General features: G+C 62.0%; 25 protein-coding genes, 2 pseudogenes and 1 riboswitch. Of the genes and pseudogenes, 6 read left to right on the forward strand and 21 right to left on the reverse strand.

What is annotated here, in order from left to right:
* Window position 1 precedes the first annotated feature (1 nt).
* From NGR_RS01850 to NGR_RS01870, 5 genes are all read right to left on the reverse strand, one after another.
* On the reverse strand, window positions 2–2,128 hold the full coding sequence (locus tag NGR_RS01850; RefSeq protein ID WP_012706440.1) for a hybrid sensor histidine kinase/response regulator: 2,127 nt from the start codon (window positions 2,126–2,128) through the stop codon (window positions 2–4).
* Window positions 2,125–3,759, reverse strand: coding sequence for a methyl-accepting chemotaxis protein (locus NGR_RS01855; protein ID WP_012706441.1), 1,635 nt, complete (start codon window positions 3,757–3,759; stop codon window positions 2,125–2,127). Before NGR_RS01855 ends, NGR_RS01850 begins: the two co-directional genes overlap by 4 nt.
* On the reverse strand, window positions 3,756–4,394 hold the full coding sequence (locus NGR_RS01860; RefSeq protein WP_012706442.1) for a chemotaxis protein CheW: 639 nt from the start codon (window positions 4,392–4,394) through the stop codon (window positions 3,756–3,758). Before NGR_RS01860 ends, NGR_RS01855 begins: the two co-directional genes overlap by 4 nt.
* Window positions 4,381–5,235 (reverse strand): CheR family methyltransferase, encoded by an 855-nt coding sequence (locus NGR_RS01865; RefSeq protein WP_432654010.1) that lies wholly within the window; start codon window positions 5,233–5,235, stop codon window positions 4,381–4,383. The genes NGR_RS01860 and NGR_RS01865 overlap by 14 nt, the downstream gene beginning before the upstream one ends.
* A gap of 191 nt (window positions 5,236–5,426) precedes the next feature.
* Window positions 5,427–6,110: a LuxR C-terminal-related transcriptional regulator gene (locus tag NGR_RS01870; RefSeq protein ID WP_012706444.1), complete on the reverse strand. Its 684-nt coding sequence runs from the start codon at window positions 6,108–6,110 to the stop codon at window positions 5,427–5,429.
* A 305-nt stretch (window positions 6,111–6,415) separates the two neighbouring features.
* On the opposite strand from NGR_RS01870, the pseudogene NGR_RS01875 reads away from it, so the two are divergent.
* Window positions 6,416–6,556, forward strand: a pseudogene (locus tag NGR_RS01875) (tyrosine-type recombinase/integrase); the annotation flags it as partial.
* A 112-nt stretch (window positions 6,557–6,668) separates the two neighbouring features.
* On the opposite strand, the pseudogene NGR_RS01880 reads toward NGR_RS01875, so the two are convergent.
* The 16 genes and pseudogenes from NGR_RS01880 to NGR_RS01955 all read right to left on the reverse strand — a co-directional run.
* Window positions 6,669–7,235, reverse strand: a pseudogene (locus tag NGR_RS01880) (Fic family protein); the annotation flags it as partial.
* On the reverse strand, window positions 7,187–7,579 hold the full coding sequence (locus tag NGR_RS01885) for a hypothetical protein (RefSeq protein ID WP_012706447.1): 393 nt from the start codon (window positions 7,577–7,579) through the stop codon (window positions 7,187–7,189). The gene NGR_RS01885 and the pseudogene NGR_RS01880, both read right to left, overlap by 49 nt.
* A gap of 27 nt (window positions 7,580–7,606) precedes the next feature.
* A complete protein-coding gene (locus NGR_RS01890; protein ID WP_012706448.1) occupies window positions 7,607–8,194 on the reverse strand; it encodes a HupE/UreJ family protein in 588 nt (195 codons plus the stop codon).
* A gap of 25 nt (window positions 8,195–8,219) precedes the next feature.
* Window positions 8,220–8,753: a hypothetical protein gene (locus tag NGR_RS01895; RefSeq protein ID WP_012706449.1), complete on the reverse strand. Its 534-nt coding sequence runs from the start codon at window positions 8,751–8,753 to the stop codon at window positions 8,220–8,222.
* A gap of 10 nt (window positions 8,754–8,763) precedes the next feature.
* Window positions 8,764–9,969, reverse strand: coding sequence for an agmatinase family protein (locus NGR_RS01900; RefSeq protein ID WP_012706450.1), 1,206 nt, complete (start codon window positions 9,967–9,969; stop codon window positions 8,764–8,766).
* The gene (locus NGR_RS01905) at window positions 9,962–10,768 is read right to left on the reverse strand and encodes an ABC transporter ATP-binding protein (protein WP_012706451.1); all 807 of its coding nucleotides are present in this window, start codon (window positions 10,766–10,768) and stop codon (window positions 9,962–9,964) included. Before NGR_RS01905 ends, NGR_RS01900 begins: the two co-directional genes overlap by 8 nt.
* Entirely contained in the window at window positions 10,765–11,589 is an 825-nt protein-coding gene (locus tag NGR_RS01910; RefSeq protein WP_012706452.1) for an ABC transporter permease, read from the reverse strand. Before NGR_RS01910 ends, NGR_RS01905 begins: the two co-directional genes overlap by 4 nt.
* Window positions 11,590–11,669: 80 nt before the next feature.
* Entirely contained in the window at window positions 11,670–12,752 is a 1,083-nt protein-coding gene (locus tag NGR_RS01915; RefSeq protein WP_012706453.1) for a putative urea ABC transporter substrate-binding protein, read from the reverse strand.
* A 93-nt stretch (window positions 12,753–12,845) separates the two neighbouring features.
* A riboswitch (guanidine-I (ykkC/yxkD leader) is annotated at window positions 12,846–12,953 on the reverse strand.
* A gap of 258 nt (window positions 12,954–13,211) precedes the next feature.
* Window positions 13,212–15,017, reverse strand: coding sequence for an allophanate hydrolase (gene atzF / locus NGR_RS01920; RefSeq protein WP_012706454.1), 1,806 nt, complete (start codon window positions 15,015–15,017; stop codon window positions 13,212–13,214).
* A 4-nt stretch (window positions 15,018–15,021) separates the two neighbouring features.
* The gene (locus tag NGR_RS01925; RefSeq protein WP_012706455.1) at window positions 15,022–15,369 is read right to left on the reverse strand and encodes a cupin domain-containing protein; all 348 of its coding nucleotides are present in this window, start codon (window positions 15,367–15,369) and stop codon (window positions 15,022–15,024) included.
* Complete coding sequence (locus NGR_RS01930) at window positions 15,362–16,030, reverse strand: cysteine hydrolase family protein (RefSeq protein ID WP_012706456.1); 669 nt, start codon at window positions 16,028–16,030, stop codon at window positions 15,362–15,364. The genes NGR_RS01925 and NGR_RS01930 overlap by 8 nt, the downstream gene beginning before the upstream one ends.
* Complete coding sequence (locus NGR_RS01935) at window positions 16,030–17,574, reverse strand: ABC transporter ATP-binding protein (RefSeq protein ID WP_012706457.1); 1,545 nt, start codon at window positions 17,572–17,574, stop codon at window positions 16,030–16,032. Before NGR_RS01935 ends, NGR_RS01930 begins: the two co-directional genes overlap by 1 nt.
* Window positions 17,571–18,287, reverse strand: coding sequence for a biuret amidohydrolase (gene biuH, locus NGR_RS01940; protein WP_012706458.1), 717 nt, complete (start codon window positions 18,285–18,287; stop codon window positions 17,571–17,573). Before biuH ends, NGR_RS01935 begins: the two co-directional genes overlap by 4 nt.
* A gap of 12 nt (window positions 18,288–18,299) precedes the next feature.
* Entirely contained in the window at window positions 18,300–19,226 is a 927-nt protein-coding gene (locus tag NGR_RS01945) for an ABC transporter permease (protein WP_012706459.1), read from the reverse strand.
* The gene (locus NGR_RS01950) at window positions 19,226–20,356 is read right to left on the reverse strand and encodes an ABC transporter permease (RefSeq protein ID WP_012706460.1); all 1,131 of its coding nucleotides are present in this window, start codon (window positions 20,354–20,356) and stop codon (window positions 19,226–19,228) included. Before NGR_RS01950 ends, NGR_RS01945 begins: the two co-directional genes overlap by 1 nt.
* A 14-nt stretch (window positions 20,357–20,370) precedes the next feature.
* Entirely contained in the window at window positions 20,371–21,513 is a 1,143-nt protein-coding gene (locus NGR_RS01955; RefSeq protein WP_012706461.1) for a BMP family ABC transporter substrate-binding protein, read from the reverse strand.
* Between the two features lie 339 nt (window positions 21,514–21,852).
* Between NGR_RS01955 and NGR_RS01960 the strand changes: the two genes are divergently transcribed.
* From NGR_RS01960 to NGR_RS01980, 5 genes are all read left to right on the forward strand, one after another.
* The gene (locus tag NGR_RS01960; RefSeq protein ID WP_164924036.1) at window positions 21,853–22,530 is read left to right on the forward strand and encodes a GntR family transcriptional regulator; all 678 of its coding nucleotides are present in this window, start codon (window positions 21,853–21,855) and stop codon (window positions 22,528–22,530) included.
* Window positions 22,531–22,832: 302 nt separating this feature from the next.
* Window positions 22,833–24,158 (forward strand): ABC transporter substrate-binding protein, encoded by a 1,326-nt coding sequence (locus NGR_RS01965; RefSeq protein WP_164923806.1) that lies wholly within the window; start codon window positions 22,833–22,835, stop codon window positions 24,156–24,158.
* A gap of 124 nt (window positions 24,159–24,282) precedes the next feature.
* Window positions 24,283–25,209, forward strand: coding sequence for a carbohydrate ABC transporter permease (locus NGR_RS01970; RefSeq protein ID WP_012706464.1), 927 nt, complete (start codon window positions 24,283–24,285; stop codon window positions 25,207–25,209).
* A complete protein-coding gene (locus NGR_RS01975) occupies window positions 25,206–26,162 on the forward strand; it encodes a carbohydrate ABC transporter permease (RefSeq protein ID WP_012706465.1) in 957 nt (318 codons plus the stop codon). The genes NGR_RS01970 and NGR_RS01975 overlap by 4 nt, the downstream gene beginning before the upstream one ends.
* Entirely contained in the window at window positions 26,159–26,371 is a 213-nt protein-coding gene (locus NGR_RS01980; RefSeq protein WP_012706466.1) for a hypothetical protein, read from the forward strand. Before NGR_RS01975 ends, NGR_RS01980 begins: the two co-directional genes overlap by 4 nt.
* Window positions 26,372–26,373: the final 2 nt, after the last annotated feature.

The raw sequence follows: 26,373 nt of genomic DNA on the forward strand, positions 1-26,373 counted from the left end.
CTCAGACGACCTGGCTCACCGTTTCCAGAAACTGATGTGCATCGAACTGGTTCTTCGCGACGTAAGCATTGGCTCCCAGTTCCAGGCCGTGAGCCTTGTCTTCCGGCGCTTCCCGCCCGGTGACGAGTATTATGGGCAGGCCGGCCAGCCGCTCGGAACGCCTGATCGCCTGGGTCAATTCGAACCCATTCATCGAGGGCATATCGACATCGGCCACTACGACATCGACCTCTTGATGGTGCAGGTGCTGCAAAGCCTCCTGACCGTCGGACGCCATGGCAACGTCATAGCCTGCCGCTTGGAGGATGAGCCTGACCAGCGTGCGGATATACTTCGAGTCATCGACGACGAGAACCTTGCGGCGCTTGGGCTTTCTAAACTGAGCGGCATCAGGAATGGATGCCGCAAATGACTCCGGCGCCGGCGCACACAGAAGGGAGGTATTGAGAAGCAGCGCGATGCGACCGTCGGGCAGCACCATTGCGCCGCAATAGCGTCGGACTTTCTCAAGGCGCGGCCCGAGCGAACGCGCAAGCAACTCCTGTTCGGCGGCGATCTCGTCCACAAGAACCGCAGCTTCCCTGCCCCCGGCGCGGATGATGATTGCTGGCCGGGCCTCCCTGGATATAGGTTCGCCAGCCGCCCGCAACCCCAGCCAATGGGCAAGATCGACAAGGGAGAACGTGCCCACCTCGGTTGTCACGACCTGCCTTTCCTGTTCGAAGCCGATGTTCTCGGCGGAGACCCTTATGACGCGCTCGACGCAAGAGGTGTCGATCGTGAGAACATGCCCGGCTACATGGACCACCAGGGCGCGCACCGTAGCGAGCGTGAGCGGAAGGGTCAGGGTGAAAGCGGCCCCGCCTTCCGGAACTTGCGCGACCGCCGCCGTGCCGCGCATATCCTCGACAGCCCTTCTGACGATGTCGAGCCCGATGCCGCGACCAGCCAGTCTATCGACCGAGGCCGACGTGGAAATGCCAGGCTCGAAAACGCGCTGGAGAAGATCTCCCTCGTCTTCCGATGCAATCGGAGCCCGGTCCGCGAGCTTGCGCAGCGATGCCATGTCCAGGCCCCGGCCATCATCCTTGACCACCACTTGCACCCGATCGCCCGAGACGGAAGCGGAGACGACGATCCTTCCCTTTTCAGGTTTGCCCGCCAAACGCCGTTCCTCCGGCGACTGGATGCCATGCGCCACGGCATTGCGGACGAGGTGGCGGAGCGAATCCTGCAATCCGGCGAGAATTGAGCGATCGATGTCGATTTCACCGCCCCTGATTTCCAGCGTCGCTGATTTATTCACGTGGGCTGCCATGTCCCTGACGATGCGCTCCAGCCCCTTGCACGCCGCGGCGAAGGGTTGTGTGCGCGCGCGGCGAACCTCGTGGCTAAGGGCGGTGACCGCGCTATGTAGCAGTCGTCCATTGCTGTGGAGCGAAGCAGCAAGCTCGCGCAACCCGTTTTCTATGCCAGCGGCGTCGGTCTCGGAAAAGGATCCGACCGTCCGCAATCTTCCTGCCTGTTCTCTGAGGTCCGAAGCCCGCTCGGCATGAGTCCGGACGACTGCATCGAAGGCGAGCAATTCTCCGCTCCTGTGAAGAAGCGCGTCGAGTCGATCGGCTGACACACGCATCGAGCCGTCCAGATCGGTCGAGCGAACCGGGACCTGATGTTCGGCGGAGGGTGGCGGTGGCCCCGGTGGCATATTGCCGTAAGCCACGCCTGGGGTAACCGTGGCCTCTAATTCGCGAACGACACTTCCTGTCTTGGCAGACGAGGGCATCTCGCCCCCTGCCAGGAGCCGGCCCGCCTCCTTAATCGCATCCGCCGCCCGTAGAAGCACGTCGAGCTCCAAACGACTGAGCGCCGACTGCTCCTTCGAGGCGCGCATAAGCACCTCCTCCATCCAGTGGCAAATGCTTTCGATGCCCCGCACCTCGACAAGTCCGGCGGCGCCCTTGAGACTATGCGCCATCCTGAGCAGCTCATCCTGGAGCCGACGTTTGTCTTCGGCGTCGCCAGCCTCGTCGATACCGATCAGTATGCGCGCCATGTCGGAGGATCGTAACCGCACCTCTCGCGCGAAGATCGTCAGGAGCTGGCGGTCAAGTTCTTCAGCTTTCATCGTCTTCCGTTGCTATGGTCAGCGAGCATGTCCCTCAGCCGGGATCCGAGCTCATTCAGGTCTTTTGCGGCTTCTTCCGCCTGGCGAATGGCCGACAGGTTCTGGCTGCTGGCCTGCTGAATGTAATGCATGGCGTCATGTATCTGCTTCATGCCAGCCTTCTGCTGGCCGGCAGATGCGGCGATCTGCGCGACGGAGCGCGCGGAATCCCCGATGATCGCCTCGAGCTGCCGGATCGTCTCGCCTGCTTCCTTGACCGTTTCGAGCGCTCGGCCGACGCTCTTGGAACCCTCTTCGGCACCAACGACTGCGGCGTTCGTCGACTTCTGGATCTCCATAAGGATCCGACGAACCCTGGTGGTGGCGGTTTTCGACTGGTCGGCCAAGGTCCTGATCTCGCTGGCGACGACGCTGAAGCCCCGACCGTGTTCGCCCGCACGCGATGCTTCGATCGCCGCGTTGAGGGCAAGCAGATTGGTCTGGTCGGCGATCTCGGCCACGACCGAGACGATCTCGCCGATTTCGAGGCTGTTTTCCGCGAGCAAGAGAATATTGCCGGCAATCGCCCCAGTTCGCGCATTGACCGCGTTCATCGTCGTGACAGTGTTATCGAGCGCCGTGCGCCCCTCGCTGCTAACCTTCACGGCGGTCTCATAGGAGGCGGCGACCTGCTGGGCGCGCTGTGCCGCTTGTTCCGACGTTTGCAACACGTCATCGACGCTGGTTACCGTTTCCGCGACGGCGGTGGACTGGTCGCGCATGCCTTCGACCTGTTGCGTGGTTCCGGCCAGGATCTCCGCCGCCGAGGACGAAAGATGCTGCGATGTCTCCGAGATCGTCGCGAGCAGGTCCTCCAGCCGTTCGCGGGCGGCACGCTCATTCTCGATCATGCCTGCAAGTTTCGCGGTCATGCCGTTGAAGGACGCGCCGAGAACTGACAGTTCGTCATATCCCGTGACAATGGCCCTCTGGTCCAGATTTCCGGCACTAACGCCTTTCGCTACATCCACGAGGATACGCACCCGGCCAGCGTAGTGGCGAACGACCCTCAGAACGAGGAAAAGCAAAACGATCGCCAGTGCGGACAAGCCCAGCTGCAGCATCTGCGACCGGTAGAGCCTTGTCGCGGCCGTCTGCTCGATTCCGTCGATCTTTTCGTTGATGCGGGCGGCGTAGGTGCGGATATGTCGATCGAGTTCCTCGAGCACGGCTTGGCTGGGCGGCGCCTGGCTTATGGTTCTTTCAAGCGCCGGTTTCACCTGATGCTGCCAGAGCTGGCGCAACTGCTCCAGCTGGGCAATGGCTTCCGGGTTGGCCTCCAAGGCAAACCCAAGCGCCTCGTCCCCGCCAGCCAGCCGGGCGAGCATCTGTTCATTGCGCTGCATTAGGTCGCGAAGCTCCGATACGGCTGCCGGGCGGTTCGGGTCGTTCGGTCCCGGCAGGCGGCCAACCCTATAGAGCATCTGGTAGAAGATGCGCTCCTTGCTGAGCGACGAGGCCGCAGCAAGATCGGCGCGGACTCTCTCCAAAGCGATGAAGCTTGATCCGACGAGCAAGGCGGATGCCACAGCGAACAGCAGCATTGCTAGACCCAGCATGCCGTAGAGGCTCTTCGTGCGCAGGAGTTTCATGGTCGCTCATCCCCTGCAATCTCCCCGACAGGCTGCTCGCTCTCCAGAAAGAACCGGCGATCGCTGAGGAGAAGAGCGCCGTCAAGAACAATGGTATCCTGGCTCGCGGTGGCGCTAGCCCATTCGGGGCCATCCTCGTTGCCAAACGAAGCACTATCCGGTGCAAAAACCCTGCTGATTTCGGGCATTCCCTCCGCCACGATCAGCAATTCCGCCTGCATCTCCCCACAGACGATCACCCAATCGCTATCTGGCGAAAGAGCGTCGGGAAGGTGGAGCAGGCTGCGCAGATCGAAAACCGGAAGCAACTGACCGCGTAGGTCAAAAATGCCCCGCACGTAGGTCGGCATGCCCGGAAGCGGCGTGACACGCGCCATGGAAACGATCTCGCAAACGTAGCGGACTTCCAGCGCAAGGCGGCGGCCCGACAGTACAAAGGATACGAAACGTGCCGAGCCTTCGGGCTCTTCACCCATCTCCACGTCCGACCGGGTCAGTGGGAAGTTTTGCTGGCCTGCCGCTTCGGCGTCCTGCGCCGCCGAACCGAGCAGCGCCTCCGTCTCCTCAAGGGCCATGGCGATCCTTCGTTTCACGTCGGCCCAGTCGGGACGTATCTTTCGGTCAAGGGCGATCATCTGCAGGCCTTTCCCGGCCGGACACCGCTCGTCGATAAACGGCGCCCGCGGATGTGATCGATGTTTCGAAAGGCGCATACTTCCAGAGCGGTGGATCGGTTGGTGCGGTCATCAGCCAGCCACCCTTGACCAGGCACGTAAAAAGCTGCCGTGCTATCCGGTGGACGGCGGCCGCATCGAGATAGACGAGGACGTTTCGACAGAGGATCAGGTCGAAATCGGCAAGGCCGATTTGGGGCGCAGGAAGGACGTCGGCCCCAAGGGCGACTTTTGTCAACGTCACACGCCGCGCCAGATCAGGTCTCACGCGATACCGGCTCCCGCTTCGGAGGAAATAGCGCTGCCTCCAGCATTCGCCGGTGTTCCTCAGAGACCATTCGCCGTATTCGGCCTCCGCGGCATCGCTGAGCGCCTTACGTGATATGTCCGATGCAGTGATTTCAACGCGGCTCGATAGATTGTCCGCCTCGCAGAGTATCGCCAGCGAATAGGGCTCTTCCCCGCTCGCGCAGCCGAGGCTCCAGATCCGGAGGGGCGAGCCGATCAGCCGGCTTCGGCACCGCTCCGGAAGAATTGTGTCCCTTATCAGGTCGAACTGGGCCGCACCGCGGAAAAAATGGGTCTCGCCGACGGTCAGTTCGTCGATGAATTCCTCCTTCAGATCTTCGTCCGCATCGATCTGACCGAGAAGATCGCTGACATGATTCAGACCTCGCCTGGCCATGACGCGGCCGATCGCCGAAACGGCAGCCTCTTTGCGGGACGCCGCGATGCTCAACCCGATCCTGTCGGCGATCCTTCCAGCGAGTGCGCCTGCCTGCAGGAGCATTGCGCCGGACATGTTTTCCACGTCCTCGTCCTTCACGGAGCGGCTTGGCGGGAGTGAGGCTCTCGTAGATCTGGCTTTCGCTGGGGCGCGGCGCATCGTCGTTCCACCTCAATTTCGTTGTTATCGTACCTACGTCCTCGCACGCATCTGAGCTATTCGTCCGGATGGCTAGAAAGCGGCCTAGCCGTCCGGCCTATCGGGGCTTACCTTTGCGCAATTGGCAACAGGCGGGCACCGGCGGCTGCTGCCTCCTGCCGGTTCCTCACCCTGAGGCTGCGGAAGAGCGCCGCCATATGTATCTTGACGGTTCCTTCACCGAGGCGAAGCTTGCGGGCGATTTCCTTGTTCGAAAGGCCCTCGACCAGGAGCAGCAGTACCTCGCGTTGCCTCGGTGTGAGGAAGTCGATCGTTCGCCGCGACGGCTCGTCGCTATGCCCGGTTGCTGCTGGCGGCGGTTCAGATTCAGCCGAACGGGGTGTGCAGCCGGCGAGGGAAGGCGGGACATAGATGGCGCCGTTCAAGATGACGCGCAGCGCGGCGGCGAGATCCGAGGCGCCGAGGCTCTTCGGCACATAGCCGTGGATTCCCGCCGCCAGGGAGGCAAGAATATCGTTCCGGCGCGATGAAGCGGAAACCACGGCCACTTTCACGTCCGGGTGAACTTCGCGCACTGCACCGAGGCTCGCGGCACTCTCCATACCCGGCATGGTAAGATCGAACAGAGCCAATGAAACATCATCGCGGTCCGCCAGGCGCTCGATCGCCTCATCGAGGGATCCTGTCTCGACCACGTCGGAAAAACCAAGCTTCGTCTTCAAGATGGCCGCGAGCGCGATCCTGAAGAACTCGTCATCGTCCGCGACAAGTGCGACGCCAAACGCATTCATCGATGCTCCCCCAGGTTCAGGTTGACCGGATCTCCGCGTCAATGGAAAAGGTCGGTCCTCCGATGAAGGTCACAAATGTCCTGCAACTAACGATCGTCCCGGCAGCTCGGTTCCCACTCTCGGCGTGTACGGTTAACTTTTTCCGCGAATTCCTTAGCCAATTGTTCTAGCTTGGCTGTCGTGACAAATTAAGCGGGGGAGGATTGAACTAACCCGCTGACGCGGGAGAGGTCGGGTTTGGAGGCGCGGTCTCCTGATGGGATGTTGGGGTGTTAAGAACCAACCCCTGACCAGGAGACCGACCGATGACCGACGCCCCGGCAGCGGTGAACCCGCTGCGCCGCCGCATGATCGACGACATGACGCTCCGCAACCTGTCGCCGGCCACGCAACGATCCTACCTGCATCAAACATCCAGGCATAATCCAGATTGGATACCCAGCCCGGCACATAGATGATATCGAACGGGCCATCGCCTATCGTTTGATAGGCGATGCGAGAAAGTTCCCGTTTCGCTCTCAAAAGATCGCGTAATATATCAACGGGAACCGCCCAAGCCTATGAACGAGCAGCGTCAGTGCCTGCGCCGTCACTGAGAATGTCCATATAAGCTCGATAAACGAACACCCGGCCACGGCGCCGCCCGGTGGCTTCCTCGACAATGCCGAGTCTCTGTAGTTGGTCCAGTGCAGCGTTCACGGTCGGCACTGTGAGAGCGCTTCGCTTCGCCGCGGACGCTGCGGTCAGATAGGGGCTCGTGCGCATGATGTCATGGATCTGAAGGACTGATCCTGTACGTTCGGATTCTCTCACGATCCGTCCCCTGTCGTCGTCAAGTAGTCGTGCAATACGGCTGGCTGTCTCAAAAGTTTGATCCGCTGTTTCGGCCACACCGTCCAGGAAAAACTCTAGCCAGGCTTCCCACGTTCCATATTCTCGGACTTCCTGCAAAAGCCGGTAGTAATCGGGCCGTCGCGATTTGAAATAAAGGCTGAGATTGAGCAGAAGTTGTCGAAGCACTCCGGTCGCGCAAAGGTAGAGTGTGATCAGAAGCCGACCGAGGCGACCATTTCCATCTAGGAAGGGATGAATGGTTTCAAACTGGACGTGGATGAGGCCGGCCTTTGATCGGCCAATACGGTTTCTGCGCCATAGCCAATGAGTGTATGCCCTCCGACCACGATCACCTCGATCGGGGCAATGATCACCAGCAGTTCCGCGGTATGGTAAACGGTGAGCGGCCGGGTCCCCAGAACACCCGGCAGCAGTGCGAGGTAAGAAATCGGCATCCTTGGGTTGGAGATGTTGAGAAGCAAGCCCGTGAGGTAAAGTCTGATCAGGCTGCCCGCATCACGTGCGGCCTGATGTCCGCCGAAGCGCTTGGTCCAAGGCCTTAAGACCAGCAAAGCGGAAAGCCATGCCCGCGAAGACGAGCTGTCGCCAGTAAAGCAAGATATTGATAATGGCACGCATATCCATCTCCTCACGCTAAAGCGTCATGCAATAAAGGCCAAGCCAATACCGGCGCCGATGATCCCCGTGCCGATGATGCGATGCGCCGGCATGGGGCCGGTGCCGCGCCGGGCAAGTGCATGCCAAACGGTCATGCCGGTGATGTGGAGGATCACCGTGCCGCCGATGAAACCGAGGATATGGCCGAGCGGTGCTGCGGCCGGACCCTCCGTGCCATGGGCGAAGCCATGGAAAAAGCCGAAGGTGGCGGCGCCGGTGATGGCGAGCGTAGCTGGTATGTTCGCGTTCGCGATCAACGCCGCGCCCAAGAGGATGACGGAGGTGATTACCGCCGCCTCGACGAGGGGGACCGTTACGCCGGTCAGGACATAGGCCGCGCCCGCAACCATGGCCGAGACGAAGGCGAGCGGCAGCCGGAAGAGCGCCGAGCCGCCGAGCCGTCCTGCGATCAGTCCGACCGCGATCATGGCGAGCAGGTGGTCGACGCCGGAAAAGGGATGCAGGAGTCCGCTTGCAACACCGTGGACATGATCATTGCCGGAATGGGCCAGCGCCTGGCCGGGAAGGCTCGCGGTGATGATTGCGAGTGCCGTCAGAGTCTTGAAATTCATGGTGTTGCCTTTTTGAAGGAGGAATTCATTCGGTCGGTTCTATGTCGAAATGCGAGGCGTCGGTCCGGTCCTCGAGCTTGCGCGCCTCGGCGAAGGAAAGCCGGACGACCGCCTCGCCGTCGTGATAGAGGAACGAGAGGTCGTGGCGGCGCGACGTCATGCGTGCCGGCAGCACGTCGTAACGCACGCCGTTGCCGCCGAGGAGCGGCACGACCGCGCCGATATCCGTACGATCTGCGATCTCGACGCGCAGCAGATGCAGGGCTTTCCCGGAAGCGTCGATGCCTACAAAGGGAATGCCCGCAAGTCTGAGAAAACTCGTCGCATCACTCGCGCGGGCAAAGTTCTCGACGAAACTCGCCTCGACGAGATCGAGATCACGCTCGTGCGGCGGCGACAGGTCCTTTCTTGTGGGGCGATGCGGCACCTGCCATTGTACGGTGCCGCGCTGCCGGTTATGGCCGGGACCCGCATGCTGGTGGCCGTGATGGTCGTGATCGTGATCATGATCACGGTGATGCGAATGCGCGCCGTGATGGTGATGATGTCCGCCGTGCATGGCCACCTCCTCAGAAGCTCACCGGCTTGTCGATCAGGTGCTTGTGGGAACCGAGCTTGCCATGTGCCAGCATCGATCCCAGCGCCTCCACCACCACCCGAACGCCAAAGAGTGCCGTGATGTCGGATGTGTCGTAAGGCGGGCTGACCTCGACGACCTCGAGGCCGCAGAGCCCTTCTGCCGCGACCAGCCCGAGGATCTTCAGGGCCTCGCGCGGCAGGAAGCCGCCCGGTTCCGGCCAGCCTGTGCCGGGCACGAAGCCGCAATCGATACTGTCGACGTCGAAGGAGATATAGACGGCGTCGGCGTCCTTCCAGGCAAGCTCGAGGGCGATCTCCGCAGTCTTCTCCGGACCGAGCTTTTCGATGTCGTCGATCGTCAGCACGTTGGTTCCGCGCTCGCGCGCCACCTTCACGCCGTCGCGCGGCACCTGCCAGCCGCCGATACCGAGCTGGACGAGATTTTTCGGCGAGACGTTCGGCAGATTGGTTGCCCAGTACCAGGGCGTCGTGTGCATGCGCTCGTCGAGATCCTTTTGCTGGATGTCGATATGCCGGTCGAAATGGATGATCCCGATGCGTTTCGATGTGCATTCGGCAATGCCGCGCACGCAGGGAAAGCCGATCGAGTGGTCGCCGCCGAGCATGATCGGCAGCGCGCCGGACGAAAAGACATGGGAGACGCCGCGGGTGATCTGGTCGAAGCTCTTTTCCAGATTGGCCGGGATGGTGAAGACGTCGCCGGCATCGCAGAGCGTCATCTGTTCGCGCAGGTCGACACCCATTTCGTAGTTATAAGGCGTGTAGAGCGCCGAGATGCGACGGATGCCCTGCGGTCCGAAGCGGGTGCCTGGACGATAGGTCGTGCCGCTGTCGAAGGGAATGCCGAGCACGGCCGCATCATACTTGCCGACATCGCGAACGTTTTCGACGTAGGGCGCCTTCAGGAATGTGTTGATACCGGCGAAATGCGGCAGCTCGCCCCTCGCGAAGGTCGGGATCGACTTGTCCGTCAGGCTCTCCGAGCCCGGCAGACCCATTTCGAGCGCCCATTGCTTTTCCCGCCCCCAGCCCTTGCCGGAAAGCTTCGCCTCCGCCTCGAGCGCCTTCCAGCCCTGGCTGTCGAGCATGTTGAAATCCGGATGGTGGCGGCGCTCGCGAACGGGCGCGTGCATCGCGCCGGCGCGCCGGGCTTGGCGGCTTGGGGGTTCACGCATGGGGCATGCTCCTTTTCGTTTCCTGGGACATGGTGTTGGGCTCGATCGGCCGCGAAAAGCCGAGGATCGGTACAGGGCCGTCGCGGCTCAAATCGAGGTCGTAGATGATGCGGGCGCCGTAGCGCTCAGGCGCTTGCGGATCGATTCGCGGCTTGTCGAAGGCGAGCAGCCGCGTCCCGAGACCGAAGGCTTCCTTGAGATCGTGGGTGACCATGATCACGGTCATGCCGCGCTCGCGCCATAGCGGCTTGATCAGCGCGTGCATCTGCGCCCTGGTACCCGGGTCGAGCGCGCCGAAGGGCTCGTCGAGCAGCAGCACCTTCGGCTCCTTGGCGAGCGCCTGGGCGATCGCCAGCCGCTGCTGCTGGCCGCCCGAAAGCGCGCTCGGATACTTCCAAGCGTGCTCGCTGAGGCCGACCGCTTGAAGAAGCGCTTCCGCCTTCTCGCTGGCCGCCTTTCGCTTCGCTCCAAACAGCTTGGCCAGAAACGGGCTTTCGGCGAATTCGTAGGCGATCAGGACATTCTGCAAAACGTTCAGGTGGGGAAAAACCGAATACCGCTGGAACACCACGCCGCGGTCCGAACCCGGCTCGCCCGGCAGCCCCGCGCCGTCGAGCGTGATGATGCCGCGCGTCGGCCGCTCCTGCCCAAGGATCATCCGAAGAAAGGTGGATTTGCCGCAACCCGAGGGGCCGACGACGGAGACGAAGGCGCCGGGGGCGATATCGAGCGAGACGCCTTCGAGCACGATCTGGTCGCCATATTCCATCCAGACGTTATGGACGCGGATCTCGCTCATCGGCGCGCCTCCTGGGCATAGGCCCAGGGGAAGCCGCGTCGCGCAATCCGTGCCAGCAGCCAGTCGAGGACGTAGGCGATGAGGGTGATCCAGGCCACATAGGGCAGGATAACGTCCATGGCGAGATAGCGCCGGACGAGGAAGATTCGATAGCCGAGGCCGCTTTCTGCGGCGATCGCTTCGGCCGAGATCAAGAAGAGGAAGGCTGGGCCCAGCGATAGCCTCATGGCTTCGATAAGCCGTGGCATCGCCTGCGGCAGTGCCACGCGCAGCATCACTTGCCACGTCGAAGCGCCGAGCGTCTGCGCCTTGACGATCTGCTCGCTCGGGATGGCGGCAACGGTCATGGCGAGGTCGCGAACTAGGAACGGTGCAATGCCGATTACGATCAGCACGACTTTGGAGAGTTCACCAAGACCGAGGATGATGAAGAGCACTGGCAGGATCGCCATCGGCGGGACCATCGAAATGACGGCGACGAGCGGCGACAGGCCGGCGCTTGCCACCGGAAGCAGCCCAAGCGTCAGCCCGAGCACCAGGCCGATGGCAGCAGCCGCACCGAGGCCGATGAACAGTCGCTGGAGGCTCGCCGTAGTATCCGACCAGAGGGTCAAGTCTCCCGACCGGCGGTCGGGCTCGGTCGCCAGCCGGTCCATGCTCGTGGCCATTTCCGCGATCGGTGGCAGCAGCTTGTCGCCCGGATTTGCTGCCCGCCGTTCAGCCGAGACGACGACATAGAGGCAGGCGATCAGCAGGAAGGGCAGGAGGGCGAGCAGGATCCGCGTTCCCGATCCTGGGACGATATTGATGGCACGTCGCATGAGCCGGTTCTCATCTTGGAGAGGCAAGTGGAGGCTAAGATCGTCAGGGTGCGCCAGCTCGGCCGCCTGAGCGGATGGACCTAGAGCGAGCCGTCGGCGGCGAGCTTCATGTAGCTCGCATCGAAGCGCAGCTTCACATTGTCTGCAGAACCCAGCACCTGGCCGCCCGGGAAGGCGATGCCCACGACGTCCTTGTCCGCGGCGCCGTCGCCGAGAAGGCCATGATCGAAGGAGAAGGTCCGCACCAGTTCCATGGTCCTGACGAGGTCCTCGCTCTCGGTGAAGGAGACCGCCTCCTGAGGTGTAGCGAACAGCTTGGTCGCCGCAAGCTGGGCCTCGAAGCCGGCAAGGTCCGTGCCGGACATAGTGCCCATCGCGGTGCGTGCAGTCTTGCCCTTCTCGCCCGGGTCCGTCAGGACAGACATTATCTCGTACCAGATGCCGGCGAGTGCCTTGCCGAAGTTGGGATTGTCCTTGAGTACCTCGGTGTTGACCATCATCGTATCGATGATCTCGCCTGGAATTTGCGTGGAATCGAACAGCGCGGCGGAACCGGGCTCGGCCTTGACCTCGGCGAGCAACGGGTTCCAGGTGACCACCGTCGAGGTCTCCGGCGACTTGAAGGCGGCGACCATGTCGGCATCGGAGGTGTTGACGATCGTCACGTCCCTTTCTGAAAGCCCCGCGGTTTCAAGGGCGCGCGCCAGCAGATAGTGCGAGACCGAAAGTTCGACGAGATTGATGCTCTCACCCTTGAGATGGGCGGGCGTCTTCGCGGTCTTGGAGACGATGCCGTCATTGCCGTTCGAGAAATCGCCGACGATCAGGATCGTCGTGTCGACGCCGCCTGCGGCCGGAATGGTCAGGCCATCCATGTTCGTCGCCGTCACGCCGTCGAAGCTGCCGGCCGTGTACTGGTTGATCGACTCGATGTAGTCGTTGACCTGCTTGACGTTGATGGTGATGCCGTATTTGTCGGCCCATTTCTTCACAATGCCGGCATCCGCCGCATAGGGCCACGGCATCCAGCCGACGTAGATCGTCCAGGCGATATTGAATTCCTTCTTCGGCTCCGCCCGCGTCCCGCTCGCCAGAAGCGTGAGCGACAGGCCGAGAGCGACCGAGAGGGCACGAAAACCGAATCTGCCATTTCCAAAACGCATCGTTCTATTCCCCTGTTCAAGTTGGGGCTCACGCTGCGCTCTTTTCTCGGAAACCACAGGCGGGATTCCCAAAGCAACGGCACCGCTGCATGAGCCTCCCGGGCTTTTATCCCGCCGTGGACCCGGTGGATGTCTCCCCACCGGAGGTTTCTCTCGGTCCAGACATGCCCTGACGGCATCGGAACCCTAGAAACATCTGCAGTATAATTCCATGACTCCGAAAGTAAAGTGGAAGTTCTGCCGAATTCCGCCCATAATTTGTGCATGAATGCTTATAAAATGATCAAATAGATCAATAATTATTGCGAGCATTTGAGGAGCCCTTGTAGCGCCGTTCTTCCGCGCGCTGAGACGTGATTGGCGATCGGCGGGTTTGGCCGGCCTGCCGAGAGTTATATTGAGTAGAAGCGACATTTTAAGGTCGCTCTCCCTCACCAGTCGGCTTCTCCATCAGCGCTCTCAGGCGGCCAAGCTGGCGATGTAGGCACGCCACCCGCCATAGCGGCTGATGTCTGCAGCTCCGGCGAGCCCGGCCGGCTCGACCAAAAAGCCCTTGCAGGCCGTTCCGTCGGCAAGCTGGACGGTACCGATCGCAAGTGGTGATGGAACGGCTGCGACGAAGAGTCCGAACGCCTCTGCCCCCAACTTCCAGACCTCAACCTCGATCGAGGCACCTTCACTCTCCTGACAACGCACGAGGCCGGGTTTCGCGGGCTCGGTGCTCGAAAGAGCATAAAGCCTGTAACATTTGGCCGTCAGCGCCCGCCGGGAAAATCTGGCGCCCAGGTCTCGCAACTGGGCGTTCAAGGGCATGCCGGAAAGATGCGCGCCGACGACAACGAGTTCTATCATCTGGCCCTCATCGGTGGCGGCCGGGAGATAGTTCGCCGGCTGCGGCCATCCCGTGGCGCCGAGCGGCAGGGCGCTTAGCCGATGCAGTTCGGCAGCGAGCGATGCGGTCAGGTGATCCTTGCCGGCAGGCGCGAGCAAGGTGACGCTCGCAGGCCGACCGTCGGATCTGTGACCCGTCGGCACGGCCATGCCGCACATGTCCAGCAGGTTGACGAAATTGGTATAGATGCCGAGCCGCGCGTTTTCGCGGATCGGTTCCGCTTCGACTTCCATACGTGTGAAGTGCGTCGGCGCGGTCGGAACGCAGATCATGTCGACGGACGCGATGAGCGGCGCGACCTTTCGCTTCAGCGCCTGCAACGCATAGAAACCCTCGAAGGCATCCGCCGCCGACAGTGCCTTGGCGCCGCCATAGATCTCTCGCGTCACCGGATGGAAGCTCGTCTCGTTCGCATCGAAGAAGTCCTTGACCGCTGCATATCGTTCGGAGACCCAGGCGCCTTCGTAGAGAAGCGCGGCCGTGGCATAGAAATCGGCAAAGGGCAACTCGACAATCTGATGCCCCAGTGAGCGCAGCATCTGAAGCGCGTCGGCGTAGGCGCTCTCCATGAGCACGTCCCCGAAGAAGCGCCGATCCGCCGTTGCCGGTACGCCGACTTTGAGGACCGGTGGCAAGGAGAGACCGCCCCTCGGCGCAATGTCCCGGGAATAGGAGTCGGTCGCATCGGGTCGCGCGGCGACTTGGAAAATTTGATAGGCGTCCGCGACGGCCAAGGCGAAGATAGAAACGCAGTCGAGAGTACGGCAGGCCGGCACGACGCCCGTGGTCGACAGGGCACCGATACTCGGCTTGAGGCCGACGATGTTGTTAAGTCCGGCCGGGATGCGGCCCGAGCCAGCCGTGTCGGTACCGAGCGCGAAGCTGACGATGCCGTGGGCAGTCGCCACCGCCGATCCGGAGCTCGATCCGCCGGGCACGAGCGCTGGATCGATGGCGTTGCGCGGCGCCGGATAAGGGGTCCGCACGCCAACGAGACCGGTCGCGAACTGGTCGAGATTGGTCTTGCCGACGACGAGGGCGCCGGCCTCGCGCAACAGTCGTACAACCGTGGCGTCCCTTTCGGCCAAGTAGGCATAATCCGGGCAGGCGGCCGTCGTCGGCATGCCGGCCACGTCGATATTGTCCTTGACGGCGAAGGGAATGCCCCACAACGGTTTGGCGACAGGATCGAACGCGCCGAGAGCGGCGGCCTCATCGAGGAGTTCGCTGCGATCGGCGAGATGGAGAAAGATACCCAGATCGTCGACGGCCGCGATGCGCTCGAAAACCGTCTTGATCGTCTCAGCCACGCTCCAACCCGACCGATAGGCGGCATGAAGAGAAGCAATGTCGAAAGCCTGTCCGTCTTTCATCGTTTCAATTTCCTTCAAGCATCGTCACGGGCCGATACCACTGGATCAGAACGACACAGCCGGTATCGCTCCAGACGGAATGTTCCGTGCCCGCGGCATTGACGATGTAGGTGCCGACCCCATAGTCGCCGCTTTCGTCGGATTGGGTGCCGGTGAGCACCAGGATCGTCTCCAAGCCGTCATGACGGTGACGCGGCACGGAAGCGCCGGCCTCGTAGCGGAGCAATGCAACACCGGGCTGACCGCCATCGAAGTGCCTTATCCAATGGATCATCACTCCATCGCGGAACGGCTCGAATTCAAGGTCACGCCAACTTCCCTGTGTCAGGCTCTCGCGTGTCGTTTCAGGCATGGGCGATCCCCCTGAGCACATCGGCGAGATGCGCCGTCCATCCGACGATAGCGCCCTGCGCACGGATCATCGCCAGGGTCGCGGACTTGAACTCGGGGAAGTAGCTTTCCGTCGCCTCCTCGACGAGCAGGCACTCGTAGCCGCGGTCGTTCGCTTCCCGCATGGTCGTCTGCACGCAGACCTCGGTCGTCACGCCGGCGAAGACGAGCTGTCCGATGTCGCGCTCCTTCAGGATGTAGTCGAGCGGTGTCGCATAGAACGCACCCTTGCCAGGCTTTTCGATGACCGTCTCGCCAACGGCCGGCGCGAGCTCCGGCAGGATCGCGGTGCCCGGCTCGCCCGCAATCAGGATGCGGCCCATGGGACCCTCGTCGCCGATCCTAAAGTGGGGGCGGCCGCGTTCGCGCTTGGCCCGCGGCAGATCGGAAAGGTCCGGACGGTGACATTCCATGGTATGGATCACCGGCAGGCCGGCGGCGCGAAAGCCCTCGATCAGCCGCTTGACGTCGGGCACGATCTTCGCCACGCGCGCTACGTCATTGCCGAGGCTTTCGCCGAAGCCGCCTTCCTCCGTGAAGTCGCGCTGCATGTCGATGACGATGAGCGCGACGGCGTCGCGGTCGAGCCGGAACGGAAAAGGTTCTGCCTTGATCTCCGCCATCAGTGGTGCCCCGCCATATGGGCTCCGATGACGGCCACGTCCGCGTCGCGAGTCGGCGTCTCGTAGACGAGCTTGCCGTCCGACATGACGATGATCCGGTCCGACATTTCCATCAACTCATCGAGATCCTCGGACATCAGGAGCACCGCAGCGCCGGCATTGCGCGCCTTCATGATGCGGGCGCGGATTTCCGCGACCGCTGAAAAGTCCAGGCCGAAACAGGGATTCGACACGATCAGGAGATCGACGTCGCCCGACAGTTCGCGCGCCAGCACGGCTCGCTGCACATTCCCGCCCGAAAGGGCTGCAATCGGCGAGGCGGGGGAGGCGGTCTTCACCTTGAAGTCGGTAATCAGCGCCGTCGCGCGCTTCTTCATGCCGCGTGCGTCGAGCCAGATCGCATCGCTGCCGTCCTTGGCAAGGTCGAAGGTGCGGAAGGCGAGGTTCTCCGTCACCGTCATCTTTTGGGCGCAGGCATTGTTGAGCGGCTCTTCCGGGATGAAGCGGACGTTGTTTGCCCTGGTCTCGGGCCGCGTTGCGCCGTAGGGCTTTCCCTTGACGATGACTGCCCCCTCGGCCGTGCGCTGGCCGGCGAGAACCTCGGAGAGCTCCTTCTGCCCATTGCCGGATATACCCGCGATGCCGACGATCTCCCCGGAGCGAACGACCAACTCGTCGATCTCGATAGGCTTCAGCCCGGTGCGGTCCGGCGCCTTGACCTTCTTGACCGCGAGCACCGGAGCGGCGTCCGGGGAAACGGGCAGGCGCGTGTCCAGTTCGGCGAGCTTGACGTCACCGATCATCATCCCCGCCATGTCTGCGGTGGAGAGCTCGGATACCCTGCCGGTGCCTGAAAGTCTGCCGCGCCGGAGCACGGAGACCGCGCCGGCGAACTTCGTCACCTCGTGGAACTTGTGGGAAATCATCAGGACCGTCAGCTCGCCGCGTTCCGTCATGCCGCGCACGAGGCCGAGCATGTCGTCGGCCTCGGCCGGAGTGAGAACGGAAGTCGGCTCATCGAGCACCAGGAACCGGCGCCCGAGATAGAGCTGCTTGATGATCTCGAGCTTCTGCTTCTCGCCGGCGGCGAGTTCGCTCACCGGACGATCGAGCGGTATGTCAAAGGGCATCGTCTGCATGAAGGCGCAAAGCCGCTTCTTCTCCTTCGACCAGTTGATGATCGCGGGCACGCGCGCGCGGCTGATGACCAGGTTTTCAGCGCCAGTCAACGAAGGCACGAGCGTGAAGTGCTGATAGACCATCCCGAGGCCGTGAGCGGCCGCATCGCGTGGCGAAGCGATCGCCACTTCGCGGCCGTCGACCTGCAATTGCCCGGAAGTCGGGTGGTAGAAGCCCATGATGCATTTCACGAGCGTGGACTTGCCAGCCCCGTTTTCGCCGAGAAGAGCATGGAAGGTGCCGGCCGGCACCTTGATCGACACTTGGTCGAGCGCGGTGAAGGAGCCGAAGCGCATCGTCATCTCGACGGTCTCGATGCCGACGGCGGGAATGCTCTTTGGAGCAGGGATTTCGCCGATGATCATGGCAACTGACCCACGAGCGTCGCAGAATTGGAGACGGAGCCGAAGACGCCGCCCTGCATCTTCACCATCTTGATCGCGGCAAGATGGTTGCCGTAGTCGGTCGCGCCGCAGCAATCCTCGAGCAGGAGGCATTCGAAGCCGCGGTCATTGGCCTCTCTCATGGTCGTGTGCACGCAGACATCGGTGGTAATGCCGGTCAGGACGATGTTGTCGATGCGCTTCTGGTTGAGGATCAGTTCGAGGTCGGTGGCGCAGAACGAGCCCTTGCCCGGCTTGTCGATGATTGTTTCCCCTTGGATCGGCTTCAACGCGTCGATGATTTCCCAGCCGGGCTCGCCGCGCACCAGGATCCGCCCGCAGGGACCGGCATCGCCAATCCCTGCCTTGATCCGCTGCGAGCGCCAGCGCTTGTTTGCGGGAAGGTCTGCCAGATCCGGCCGGTGGCCCTCGCGCGTGTGAATGATGTGGTAACCCTTGGCGCGCATTGCCGAGAGCACCTTCCTGATCGGTTCGATTGGCGCGCGAACCAGCGAGAGATCATAGCCCATGTGGTCGACATATCCGCCCGGACCGCAGAAATCGGTCTGCATGTCGATGATGATCAGCGCCGTGTTCTCGGGTCTGAGGTCGCCGTTATAGGGCCACGGATAGGGATCGGCATCGATATGGCTGAGCTTATGGCTCGTGATCGGCAGGGAGCCGAGACTGTTCATGACGGATCGCTCCTATTTGGTGATCGACAAGGCGCCAGGGGCGCCGGCGAGCGAGCGGGTGGGAGAGGATGTGGCGATCATGATGACGAGGGTCAGCACGTAGGGGGCGGCATAGAATAGGTAGTAGCCCTTCGTGACGCCGACCGATTGCAGGGCGGGCCCAAGCGCACCGGCGCCGCCGAAGAGAAGCGCGGCTAGGAAGCAGCCGATCGGGTTCCATCGGGCGAAAATGACGAGCGCGACGGCCATGAGGCCTTGGCCCGACGAGATGCCCTCGTTCCAGGAGCCCGGATAGTAGAGCGAGAGATAGGCGCCGCCGATCGCTGCCAGCGCTCCCCCGGCGGCTGTTGCAAGCAGCCGCACCGTATCGGGGTTCAAGCCCATCGCCCGGGCGGCGTCCGAACTGTCGCCGACAACGCGCAGGATGAGGCCGACACGGGTATTGCGGAAGGCCCACCAGAGAAAGAGGGCGAGGGCTGCGCCGATGAGGAAGAGAACGTTGATGTTGAGGACGGCCTGGATCGGCGGCAGATCCGACCAGGCGCCGAAGGCGATGGCCGGCAGCTTCGGAGCGGCGGGCTGAATGAAGGGCTTGCCGAGAAAGAAGGCGAGGCCGAGGCCGAACTGCATCATGGCAATGCCGATTGCGATGTCGTTCACCTTCCGAAACTTGCAGATGAAGCCGTGGGTGAGGCCGAAACAGGCGCCGACTGCCATTGCCGCCAGAACGCCGAGCCATGGCGAGAGCGTCATGACCGCGACCGCATAGGCCGTCATTGCGCCGAAGACGAGCGTGCCTTCGAGACCCAGGTTGATACGGCCGGTGCGCTCGGTGATCGCCTCGCCGAGACTGACGAAGATGAAGGGCGTGGAGACGCGGATCGCGCCGGCGAAGATCGCCAGCGGAACGCCCCAGACGCCAATGCCGGTGGCTTCCATCATGCGCTCCTTTTCCAGAGGTCCGGATTGAATATCTTGAAGCGGCCGTAGAACGTCTCGCAGAACAGGATGACGACGAAAAGCGTGCCTTGAAGCACCAGCACGGTTGCATCCGGCAGACCCATGCGGCGCTGGATCAAACCGCCGGAGGCATCGATGCCGCCGAGCAGCACCGCGACTGGAATGATCGCCAGCGGATTGTGGCGCGCAAGGAAGGCGACGAGGATGCCGGTGTAGCCATACCCTGCGGCAAGCGATGCATTGGCGCTGCCCTGCACCGCAGCGACTTCGATCATGCCAGCAAGACCGCCGAAGGCGCCGGCGAGCGCGGTGAAACCAACGATAAGCCTGCCTACCGGCAGCCCCTGGATCTGTGCGGCACGGACGTTGCCGCCGGCAATGCGCGCGGCGAAGCCGAAGCTCGTCGCCTCGATCAGCACCCAGGAGAGAATGCAGGCCATGACGCCAACGACGAGACCCCAGTGGAGATCCGTTCCTGGGATGCTGCCGAGCATGTAGTCCGGTGGCAACGGGGCAGTGGATGGCTTGTTGAGGCTTGCCGGATCGCGCAGCGGCCCCTCTATGAGGTGGTTCATGACGGCAATTGCGATATAGGCGAGCAGAAGTGAGGCGATTGTCTCGTTGACGCCGCGATAGTGCCTGAGAAAGCCCGCGAACCCGAACCAGACGGCTCCGACGAGCATGCCTGCAAGCGCCATGATGAGCCAGACGAGCGGAGCGGGTGCGTCGCCGACGAGGGGCAGGGCGATCGCGGCTCCGGCGACGCCGCCGAGTACGACCGCGCCTTCGGCGCCGATCACGACGAGGCCGAGCCTGGCGGGAAGGGCGACGCAGAGCGCGGTCAGGAGCAGCGGCGCCGCGCGGCTTAACGAATTCTGCACCGAGAACCATGTGCCGAAGCCGCCGGCGTAGATAAGCTCGAAGAGCTGGATCGGCGATCTGCCGATCAGTGCGATGAAGAGCGAAAAGAGCGCGAGCCCGACGAAGATGGCAAAGAGCGTAATCGCCAGCGGTTCCGCGCGGCGCGCCAGCCATTCGAGGAAGGGCCGGAGACTACCGACCCGGCCGTCGAGCGTGGCTAAAGTGTGGGAGTTGGCTTCGAGGGTCATGATGCCGACGCCCCTTAAGCAGTCGAGCCGACGACGCCCTCGACCAGGTAGTCCATGCTTTCGAGCTCGATCGCGTTCTCGGCGAAGGATTGCCCCACCGCCACGACGACATTGCCCTTGTTGTCCCTGATCGATCCCTTGAAGACCGAGAAGCCGCCGGCCATTATTGCGGCGAGCGTCGCTTCGAATTTCTTGCGCGCCTCCTCGGTAACCGCCGTGCCGAGCGGGCTCATCTTGACAAAGCCTTCCTTCAGGCCGCCGCGAACGAAATTTCCAAGCTTTTGCCCAGCCTGGGCCTTCGTCACGAAATCCGTGTAGACATTGCCCCATGCCCATTCGGCGCCGGTGAGGTACTTCTCGGGAGCGAGCGGACTTTGATTGGCGTGATAGCCGCAGATGAACGCGCCGCGGCCGGCGCCCGTCTCGACGACCACCTTGGGGCTATCCACATGGCAGGTCACGACGTCAGCGCCCTGGTCGATGAGCGCGTTGGTGGCCTCCGCCTCCTTGACCGCGAGCGACCATTCTCCGGTGAAGATCACTTGGCAGGTGATCGCGGGGTCGACCGAGCGGGCGCCGAGCAGGAAGGAATTGATGTTCTGCAGCACCTGCGGAATGGGCTTGGCGGCGACGAAGCCGATCTTCTTGCTCCTGGTCGCGTAGCCGGCGGCAATGCCGTTGAGATATTGCCCCTGGCCGATATAGCCGAAATAGGAACCGGTGTTGCCCGGATGCTTGCCCTCCTGCCAAAGGCCGCCGCAATGGCGGAACTGGATGCCGGGATATTTCTTCGCCAGCTCCAGCATGTGGGGATCAAAATAGCCGAAGGAGGTGGGGAAGAGGAGCGTCGCCCCATCGAGGTTGATCATCGATTCCATCGTCTTCTGAACGTCAACGGTCTCGGGGACGTTCTCCTCCTCGACGACGGTGACGCCCGGCAAGGCCTTGATTGCCGCCGCTCCCTCCGCATGCGCCTGGTTGTAGCCGTAATCGTCCTTGGGGCCGACATAGATGAAGCCGACGGTCAATGCGCTCTGGGCGGCGGCAGGCGAAAGGAGAAGACCCGGCGCGAGGCTCGCCACGGCGGCACCCGCGGCAGATGATTGCAGAAATGCGCGGCGGGATATGGCGTGGGAGGCATGAAGGAGTTTGGTCATTGGGATGCTCCTTGCGAGTGGCGCTGGCCGGTTCGAATTCGATGCAATGAAAAGTGCATGCAATGTGTGTGCCAAGAAGTAACCATATGATATCGTTGAGTCGCCCTCATTGGGTGGATCGCCGTTGAGCAAACTGTATGCAGTTTTCAAGCGATATGCTGATTTTCTATGCGACGCTAATGGAATGGGCGAGATGGTCTTGTGTGGGCGCCAATCCCTACGGAAGCTAAGCTAGGCGAGCTTGGAAAACCGGCTGAAGTTCTAGAGAGTTAAGCTTCCAGTTTGACTTGCGGACCACGTGCGTGCATCTGTATGCAAATTCCAATGTCGAATCCGCGCGTGAAACAGCCAAGAAGAAGAGAGATCATTCGGGCAGGTACGACCGTCGATGAGATGGTGCGGGCGATCGCCGACATGATCGTCACTGGTGAGATGCAGCCCGGAGAGAAACTCGACGAATTCTCGCTCGCCGCTCGCTTCGAGGTCTCGCGGACCCCGGTGCGGGAATCGCTGCGGCAACTCTGCGCCATGGGTCTCGTGGACCGGCAGCCCAATCGCAGTGCAATGGTCATGAACGTGACCGGTGAATACCTCGCCTCGATGTTCGAGGCCATGGCCGAACTTGAGAGGATCTGTGCGCGGCTTTCCGCCGAGCGTATGACCGTCGACGAGCGCCGCGCACTGGAAAAGATGCACGGAGACTCCATGCGCCTTGTCCATGCGGGCGCCGATGACGACTATGCCGCGCATAACATTGAATTCCATACAAGGCTTTATCGCGGCGCGCACAACGACCACATCTTCGAAATGGTCACTCAGACCCGGGCTCGACTTGCACCCTTCCGTCGCGCCCAATTCCGTCTGCCGGGGCGGCTCGCGAAGTCCTATAAGGAACATCAGGGCATCGTCACAGCCATTCTTCGTGCAGATGCTGAAGAGGCCGCCAAGGCGGCCTATTGGCACGTATCGAACGTCAGCGACGCAAGCACGGTCTTCGTGAGCCGCAACAAAGGCTGAACCGGAGCCCTGCACGCTCTCCCTTCTGGCCCTCTCCTCCCTACAGCGCCGCGCGTCTTATCAGACGCGCAAAGGCCGCTGTAGCACTTTGAAGTGCTGCATGTCTTTGTCCTTAGATCGAGGTCGATTTAAGGAGACATGCAGTGGATGCTGCATCGCAGCGACGAATTGCTCTTGATGTGTTTAGTAAAGTGTATATCACTAAACATATTGCTCAACATGAGGGAGTACGGCTTGGGCATGTGAGCAACGGAGAATTTTCCGAGGCCGACGTCGGTCGGCTCTGTATCTGGGAGGAATACATGCGGAAGATGACGAAGGCCCTGATGGGCATGTCGTCGGCGCTCTTGCTGTCGACGGCGATACCGGGAATGGCAAAGGCCGATGAATTGACGCTCTGCTGGGCCGCCTGGGATCCGGCCAACGCATTGGTCGAGCTCTCCAAGGATTTCACCGCGCAGACAGGCACCGCCATGAAATTCGAGTTTGTGCCCTGGCCGAACTTTGCCGACCGCATCCTCAACGAGCTCAATTCTGGCGGCAAGCTGTGCGACCTGCTGATCGGCGACAGCCAGTGGATCGGCGGTTCAGCCGAGAACGGCTACTACGTCAAGCTCAACGATTTCTTCGACAAGGAAGGGATTAAGATGGGCGACTTCGCCGAAGCCGCGGTCAATGCCTATTCGACCTGGCCGAAAGGCACGCCGAACTATTGGGCGCTGCCGGCCATGGGCGATGCCAACGGCTGGTTCTATCGCAAGGACTGGTTCGCCAAGCCTGAATTGCAGGCCGAGTTCAAGCAGAAATACGGTCGCGACCTCGGGCCGCCGCAGACTTGGGACGAGTTGAAGCAGGTCGCCGAATTCTTCACCGGGCGCGAGATCGACGGGCAGAAGGTCTATGGCGCGGCGATCTTCACCGAGCGCGCCTCCGAGGGCATTACCATGGGTGCGACCTCGGCGCTCTATCCCTATGGCTTCAAGTATCAGCAGACCGCCGGCAAATACGACATGGACGGCGCTGTCAATTCGCCCGATGCCGTCGCGGGGCTGGAGGCCTACAAGGCGCTCTACAAGTGCTGCCAACCGCCCGGTTATACCGACAGCTACATGGGCGAGGGACTCGACGCCTTCAAATCCGGCCAGGTAGCTATGGCGATGAACTGGTTCGCCTTCTTCCCTGGCCTCTACAAGGACGAGAAGGTCGGTGGCGAGAGGATCGGCTTCTTCGTCAATCCGAAACAGAAGGTCGCTGCCTCGACACTTGGCGGGCAGGGGATCTCCGTCGTTGCCAATACCGACAACATGGACGGCGCGCTCGCCTATATCAAATGGTTTGCCCAGCCTGAGGTGCAGAAGAAATGGTGGGCGCTCGGCGGCTATGCCGTGCACAATGCGGTCCTGAACGATCCGTCCTTCAAGGCGAGCCAGCCCTTCGCCGCCGACTTCCTCGTCGCGATGAACCAGGTGCAGGACTTCTGGCAGGAGCCGTCCTACGCGATCCTGCTGCAGGCGATGCAGAAGCGGCTGCACGACTATGTGGTGGCTGATCAGGGCACCGCTCAGGAGGCGCTCGACGCATTGGTCAACGACTGGAAGGAGATCTTCGAGGACGAAGGCAAGCTCTAGGCTTGCCTCAGTTTCACGGCCCGGCAGCGAAGTCCGGGCCGCGGGCCTCGAACCGATCCTTCCTCGACTTCAGGTGACGTCAGTGACCGATGCCCCTTCCACCATTGCGGAGCGACCCGCCGACATGCTTGCGCGCGCTACGCCATCAACGATCGCGGTTCGGGTGCGTGGCCTTTCGGACCGCGCCATCGCCTGGCTGTTCATAACGCCCACGATCGCCTTGCTGCTGGCGATCAATATCTTTCCCCTGATCTGGGCCGTCTATCTGTCATTCACGAATTTCCGCGCCAACCGCCCCAACGCCGAAGTCGAGGGCGTCGGCCTGCGCAACTATCAGCGGGTGCTGAACGATGCGGACATCTGGATCGCCATGCAGACGACGGCGCATTTCGTCTTCTGGACGATTCTCCTGCAGACCGTCATCGGCTTCGCGCTTGCCTATCTCATCGACCGCAAATTCCGCGGCCACGCGTTCTGGACGACGGTCATCCTCATCCCGATGATGTTGTCGCCAGCGGTCGTCGGCAACTTCTGGCGGTTCCTCTACCAGCCGCAGATCGGCCTCTTCAATTACATCGTCTCGTTCTTCACGGGCATTCCGCCGTCATCCTTCGAGATGCTCGGTTCAGTGAATCTCGCGCCTTGGGCGATCATCATCGTCGATACGTGGATGTGGACGCCCTACGTCATGCTGATCTGCCTCGCCGGCCTCAGGTCCATCCCGGACTACATTTACGAGGCGGCGGAGGTGGATCGCGCCTCCGCCTGGCGGCAATTCTGGTCGATCACCGTGCCGATGGCTCTGCCCTTCATCATGCTCGCGGTGCTGTTCCGCGGCATTGAGAACTTCAAGATGTTCGACATGGTGATGCTGCTGACGGGTGGCGGCCCCGGCTCGACGACCGAGGTCGCGTCGATCACGCTGAAGCGTGAAGCCTTCGAAAGCTGGCTGACCGGGCGCTCCTCGGCTTTCGCGATCGTCCTTTTCGTCGCGGTATTCGGCCTCGCCAACATCTACGTCAAGGCGCTCAACAAGGTGAAACAGCGATGAGTTCGGTCAACACCACCGCCCATTCCGTGGTCGAGCCGACGCCGACCGTGAAGCGCATCGCCGGCGCGATCGTCATCCTCTATGCGCTGATAACCATGGTCCCGCTCGGCTGGATCTTCCTGACGAGCATCAAGTCGCCGCCGGACTCGATCAGCTATCCGCCGAAGATCGTCTTTACGCCGACACTCGAGGGTTATTGCAACCTCTTCACCACGCGCACGCGGCAGACGCCGGACTATATCCAGTCGCTTCCGCCGCCGACCGGCACCTGCGACGAGATCACCCGCGGCCGCAACATGGTCATCGCCGGACCGTCGAACTACTGGCCGCGTTTTGGCAATTCGCTCATAATCGCCTTTGGATCGACCTTCCTCGCCGTCTCTTTCGGAACGCTTGCGGCCTATGGGTTCTCGCGCTTTCGCGTGCCGCTCGCCGACGACCTCCTGTTCTTCATCCTGTCGACCCGGATGATGCCGCCGATCGCGGTCGCGATCCCGATCTACCTTATGTACCGCCAGTTCGGCCTCTCCGACACGGCGCTCGGCATGATCTTGCTCTATACCGCGGTCAACGTCTCGCTTGCCGTCTGGCTGCTCAAGGGATTCATCGACGAAATTCCGCGCGAATACGAGGAGGCGGCGATGATCGACGGCTATACCCGCCTGCAGGCCTTCTGGAAGGTCGTGCTGCCGCAGGCGACGACCGGGATTGCCGCGACCGCGATCTTCTGCCTGATCTTCGCCTGGAACGAGTATGCCTTCGCGGTGCTGCTCACCTCGGGTTCGGCGCAGACGGCGCCGCCCTTCATACCGACGATCATTGGCGAAGGCGGCCAGGACTGGCCGGCGGTCGCCGCCGGCACAACGATCTTCCTGGTGCCGATCCTCGTCTTCACCATCATCCTGCGCAAGCAGTTGCTGCGCGGCATCACCTTCGGGGCGGTACGCAAATGACGAATCCGCAAGAGATGACTCGTGCAACCCGGCAGAAGCGGCCGGTCTTCCTCAGGCGTGGACCGATGGAGAACATCGCGACGGCGCTCATCGCCGCCGGCTTCCTGATGTTGTTCCAGCCGTTCCTGCTGGTTCTCTATACTTATTCGCTCGCCATGCTTCTCACTGGAACCGTCATGTTCATCATCGTTTCGAAATTCCCGGAGTGAAC

The organism is Sinorhizobium fredii NGR234, from assembly GCF_000018545.1.
Classification (GTDB): domain Bacteria; phylum Pseudomonadota; class Alphaproteobacteria; order Rhizobiales; family Rhizobiaceae; genus Sinorhizobium; species Sinorhizobium fredii_A.

What these genes read in the sequence shown, in the direction of transcription:
- NGR_RS01850 (WP_012706440.1), bottom strand. Translation starts at nt 2,128, where the DNA reads ATGAAAGCTGAAGAACTTGACCGCCAGCTCCTGACGATCTTCGCGCGA.
- NGR_RS01855 (WP_012706441.1), bottom strand. Translation starts at nt 3,759, where the DNA reads ATGAAACTCCTGCGCACGAAGAGCCTCTACGGCATGCTGGGTCTAGCA.
- NGR_RS01860 (WP_012706442.1), bottom strand. Translation starts at nt 4,394, where the DNA reads ATGATCGCCCTTGACCGAAAGATACGTCCCGACTGGGCCGACGTGAAA.
- NGR_RS01865 (WP_432654010.1), bottom strand. Translation starts at nt 5,235, where the DNA reads ATGTCCGGCGCAATGCTCCTGCAGGCAGGCGCACTCGCTGGAAGGATC.
- NGR_RS01870 (WP_012706444.1), bottom strand. Translation starts at nt 6,110, where the DNA reads ATGAATGCGTTTGGCGTCGCACTTGTCGCGGACGATGACGAGTTCTTC.
- NGR_RS01890 (WP_012706448.1), bottom strand. Translation starts at nt 8,194, where the DNA reads ATGAATTTCAAGACTCTGACGGCACTCGCAATCATCACCGCGAGCCTT.
- NGR_RS01895 (WP_012706449.1), bottom strand. Translation starts at nt 8,753, where the DNA reads ATGCACGGCGGACATCATCACCATCACGGCGCGCATTCGCATCACCGT.
- NGR_RS01900 (WP_012706450.1), bottom strand. Translation starts at nt 9,969, where the DNA reads ATGCGTGAACCCCCAAGCCGCCAAGCCCGGCGCGCCGGCGCGATGCAC.
- NGR_RS01905 (WP_012706451.1), bottom strand. Translation starts at nt 10,768, where the DNA reads ATGAGCGAGATCCGCGTCCATAACGTCTGGATGGAATATGGCGACCAG.
- NGR_RS01910 (WP_012706452.1), bottom strand. Translation starts at nt 11,589, where the DNA reads ATGCGACGTGCCATCAATATCGTCCCAGGATCGGGAACGCGGATCCTG.
- NGR_RS01915 (WP_012706453.1), bottom strand. Translation starts at nt 12,752, where the DNA reads ATGCGTTTTGGAAATGGCAGATTCGGTTTTCGTGCCCTCTCGGTCGCT.
- atzF (WP_012706454.1), bottom strand. Translation starts at nt 15,017, where the DNA reads ATGAAAGACGGACAGGCTTTCGACATTGCTTCTCTTCATGCCGCCTAT.
- NGR_RS01925 (WP_012706455.1), bottom strand. Translation starts at nt 15,369, where the DNA reads ATGCCTGAAACGACACGCGAGAGCCTGACACAGGGAAGTTGGCGTGAC.
- NGR_RS01930 (WP_012706456.1), bottom strand. Translation starts at nt 16,030, where the DNA reads ATGGCGGAGATCAAGGCAGAACCTTTTCCGTTCCGGCTCGACCGCGAC.
- NGR_RS01935 (WP_012706457.1), bottom strand. Translation starts at nt 17,574, where the DNA reads ATGATCATCGGCGAAATCCCTGCTCCAAAGAGCATTCCCGCCGTCGGC.
- biuH (WP_012706458.1), bottom strand. Translation starts at nt 18,287, where the DNA reads ATGAACAGTCTCGGCTCCCTGCCGATCACGAGCCATAAGCTCAGCCAT.
- NGR_RS01945 (WP_012706459.1), bottom strand. Translation starts at nt 19,226, where the DNA reads ATGGAAGCCACCGGCATTGGCGTCTGGGGCGTTCCGCTGGCGATCTTC.
- NGR_RS01950 (WP_012706460.1), bottom strand. Translation starts at nt 20,356, where the DNA reads ATGACCCTCGAAGCCAACTCCCACACTTTAGCCACGCTCGACGGCCGG.
- NGR_RS01955 (WP_012706461.1), bottom strand. Translation starts at nt 21,513, where the DNA reads ATGACCAAACTCCTTCATGCCTCCCACGCCATATCCCGCCGCGCATTT.
- NGR_RS01965 (WP_164923806.1), top strand. Translation starts at nt 22,833, where the DNA reads ATGCGGAAGATGACGAAGGCCCTGATGGGCATGTCGTCGGCGCTCTTG.
- NGR_RS01970 (WP_012706464.1), top strand. Translation starts at nt 24,283, where the DNA reads ATGCTTGCGCGCGCTACGCCATCAACGATCGCGGTTCGGGTGCGTGGC.
- NGR_RS01975 (WP_012706465.1), top strand. Translation starts at nt 25,206, where the DNA reads ATGAGTTCGGTCAACACCACCGCCCATTCCGTGGTCGAGCCGACGCCG.
- NGR_RS01980 (WP_012706466.1), top strand. Translation starts at nt 26,159, where the DNA reads ATGACGAATCCGCAAGAGATGACTCGTGCAACCCGGCAGAAGCGGCCG.